The sequence below is a fragment of the Streptomyces sp. NPDC002911 genome, assembly GCF_053591835.1.
The window spans coordinates 1-3,546 of the sequence record NZ_JBSFUO010000074.1 but is presented as its reverse complement, the minus strand read 5'-3'; the positions used below and the strand labels follow the sequence as shown (position 1 = coordinate 3,546).

1 protein-coding gene is annotated in these 3,546 nt (G+C 71.6%); it reads right to left on the bottom strand.

Annotated features, from left to right (window positions below):
- Positions 1-3,515, bottom strand: a 3,515-nt coding sequence (locus ACWD04_RS33795; RefSeq protein ID WP_451137553.1) for an SDR family NAD(P)-dependent oxidoreductase, incomplete at its 3' end; no start/stop codon positions are given.
- Positions 3,516-3,546 lie beyond the last annotated feature (31 nt).

Below are 3,546 nucleotides of genomic sequence, written 5' to 3'. Positions count from 1 at the left end.
GACACCACCAACGGCACCACACCATCCGGCACCACCGCACGCCCCACCGGAACCACAGGCTCAACGGCTTCGAGAATCACGTGCGCATTCGTACCACTGATACCGAACGCCGACACCCCCGCACGCCGCGGACGGTCCGATGCCGCCGGCCACTCCCGCGACTCCGTCAGCAGCTCCACCGCACCAGCCGACCAGTCCACCGCCGACGACGGGGCATCCACATGCAGCGTCTTCGGCAGCACACCGTGCCGCATCGCCTGCACCATCTTGATCACACCCGCCACACCCGCAGTGGCTCCTGTGTGACCGAGGTTCGACTTCAGGGCCCCGAGCAGCAGTGGTCGGTCGTCGCCGGGGCGCTCCTGCCCGTACGTCGCGATCAACGCCTGCGCCTCGATCGGATCACCCAACGAGGTACCCGTACCATGCGCCTCCACCGCGTCGACATCAGCCGCCGACAAACCGGCATTCGCCAACGCCTGCCGGATGACGCGCTGCTGGGAAGGACCGTTCGGAGCAGTCAGACCGTTCGACGCACCGTCCTGGTTGACCGCGCTGCCCCGCACCAGGGCCAGCACCTCGTGGCCATGGCGCCGCGCGTCCGACAGACGCTCCAGCAGAACGACTCCGACGCCCTCGGCCCAGCCCGTGCCGTCCGCGCCCTGGGCGAACGCCTTGCAACGCCCGTCCTGCGCCAGGCCCCGCTGCCGCGAGAACTCGACGAAGACACCGGGGCTGGACATGACGGCCACGCCGCCGGCCAAGGCGAGCGAGCACTCACCGCTGCGCAGCGCCTGCATCGCGGAGTGCATCGCCACCAACGAGGACGAGCACGCCGTGTCGATGGTGAGAGCGGGTCCCTCCAGGCCGAGGACGTACGACACGCGGCCGGAGGCGACACTGCCCGCGCTGCCGGTCAGGGCGTAGCCCTCGGTGCCCTCTGCGCCGCCGCCGAGTCGTGGGGTGTAGTCCTGTGCTCCCATGCCGGTGAAGACACCGACGTCCTTGCCCCGCAGTGACATCGGGTCGATGCCCGCCCGTTCGAAGACCTCCCAGGAGGTCTCCAGCAGCAGCCGCTGCTGCGGGTCCATCGCCAGCGCCTCACGGGGGTTGATGCCGAAGAACCCGGCGTCGAAGTCGGCGACGTCGTGCAGGAACCCGCCCTTGCGGACGTAGGTCGTGCCGGGAGCGTCGGGGTCGTCGGAGAGCAGGCCGTCCAGGTCCCAGCCGCGGTCGGCCGGGAAGTCGACGAGCGCGTCGCGGCCCTCGGCGAGCAGGGTCCACAGGTCCTCGGGCGAGGCCACGCCGCCGGGGAGGCGGCAGCTCATGGAGACGATCGCGATCGGGTCGTCGGCCGCGGGGGACGGTGACGGTGCGGCAGTGGCCAGGACCTCGGCGGCGCGGTCGCCGACGAGTTCCACACGGAGCTGGTCGGCCAGCGCCCTGGGGTTCGGGTAGTCGAAGACGAGGGTGGCGGGCAGGCGCAGACGGGTGGCGGCGTTGAGACGGTTGCGCAGTTCGATCGCGGTGACGGAGTCGAACCCGATCTCCTTGAACGCCCTGTCCTCCTCTACGCCTTGGGTTTCCGTGTGGCCGAGGACGGCTCCGGCTTCGGTCCGCACCAGGGCCACCAGCAGGTGTTCCTGTTCAGCCGGCGAGAGCTGCAGGAGTTCGGCGCGGAGGGCGGAGGCTTCGGCGCTCGGGCTGCCCTCGGTGCTACCGGCGAGGAGTTCGGTGACCTCGGGCAGTCCGCGCAGGAGGGGCCGGGGACGGCTGAGGGTGAAGGCAGGGGCGAAGCGGGTCCAGTCGATGCCCGCGACGACCACGTGGGTCTCGTCGTGCTCGACGGCCTGCTCCAGTGCGGCGACGCCGAGGCGGGGGTCCATCAGGGAGAGGCCCAGCTTGTCGAACTCCCCCGCCATCGACGCGTCGACCATGCCGCCGCCGTCCCACGCGCCCCAGGCGATGGACGTGGCGGTCAGTCCGCGGGCACGACGGTGATGGGCCAGCGCGTCGAGGTACGCGTTGGCTCCGGCGTACGAGGTGAGGCCGTTGCTGCCCCAGGCGGTGGCGCCGGACGAGAAGAGGACGAAGGCGTCGAGTTCGCGGTCGCCGAGCAGGTCGTCCAGGTGACGGGCACCGTCGATCTTGGCGCGGCCCATTTCGGCGAACTGCTCGACCGTGAGCCCGGACAGGGGTGATTCGGTCTGGGGCGCGCCGGCGAGGTGCAGGACGGCGGTCAGTGGCAGTTCGGCGGGGACGGCGTCGAGGAGGGCGGCGACCGCGTCGCGGTCAGTGATGTCGCAGGCGGTGACGGTGACCCGCGCGCCGAGGGACACGAGTTCGGCGCGGAGTTCGCCGGCGCCGGGGGCGTCGGGGCCTCGGCGGCTGGTCAGCACCAGGTGTTCGGCGCCCTGCTCGGCCAGCCGTCGTGCGACGTGGGCTCCTGTGCCGCCCGTACCACCGGTGATGAGGACGGTGCCGCTCGGACTCCAGGGCTTCGGGGCGGGGGCGCCGTCCAGCGGGGCGCGGCGCATACGGCGGGCGTGCAGGCCGTCGGCGCGTACGGCGAGTTGGTCCTCGTCGCCGGTCGCGGAGAGGGCGGTGCACAGCAGGTCGAGGGTGCGCGGGTCGGGCCGGTCGGTGCCGTGTGGCAGGTCGACGAGGCCGCCCCAGGTCTGGGGGTGGTCCAGGGCCAGGACCGTGCCGATGCCCCACATGACGTGTTGGGAGACGTCGGTCAGCTCTGCGGGGTCTGCGACGGTGACGCCGCCGGACGTGACCACCCACAAGGGTGCCTCGATGCCGGCGTCGCCGAGGGCCTGGACGAGGGTCACGGTGCCGATCGTGCCGCGTGACCAGGTGGCGTGGACGGGGTGCGGCCGGCCGTCGAGTGCGAGGAGAGACACAATTCCTGACAAGGGCTGCTCGGGCAGGGCGGCGGCCAGCGCCTCCCGGTCCGTGTTCTCGGTGTCGACTTCGATGCGCACGATCTGCGCACCGCGCCCTGTGAGGCCGGTGGCGACGGCTTCGGCGAGCGGGCCACTGCCGGTACCGACGGCCAGGAGCCAGGTGCCGGAAAGGACGCCGGAAAGGGCGCCGGTGGCGTCGAGCCGGTCCCAGCCGAGGCGGTAGCGCAATCCGTCGACGACGGACCGTTCCTTTCGGCGGCGACGCCAGGAGGAGAGTGCGGGCAGGACCTCGTCCAGCACGGATGCCTTGAGCTGCAGGTCGCCGGCGAGGGCGTCGGTGTCGCCGGCCTCGATCGCGGCCCAGAAGGCCGCGTCGACGGGGTCGGCCTCTACGGCCGGGCCATCGGTCGCATCGAGCCAGTAGTGCTGGTGCTGGAAGGGATACGTCGGCAGTTCCGTCCTCCGGGCCCCCCGCGCGTCGAACGCAGCCTCCCAGTCAACATCGACACCACCCGCGAACACCTCACCCACCGACCGCTGAAAACGATCCAGACCCCCCTCACCACGACGCAACGACCCCACCACCAGGCCGTCCACACCCACCGCACCCATCGTCTCAGCCACCACAAAACCC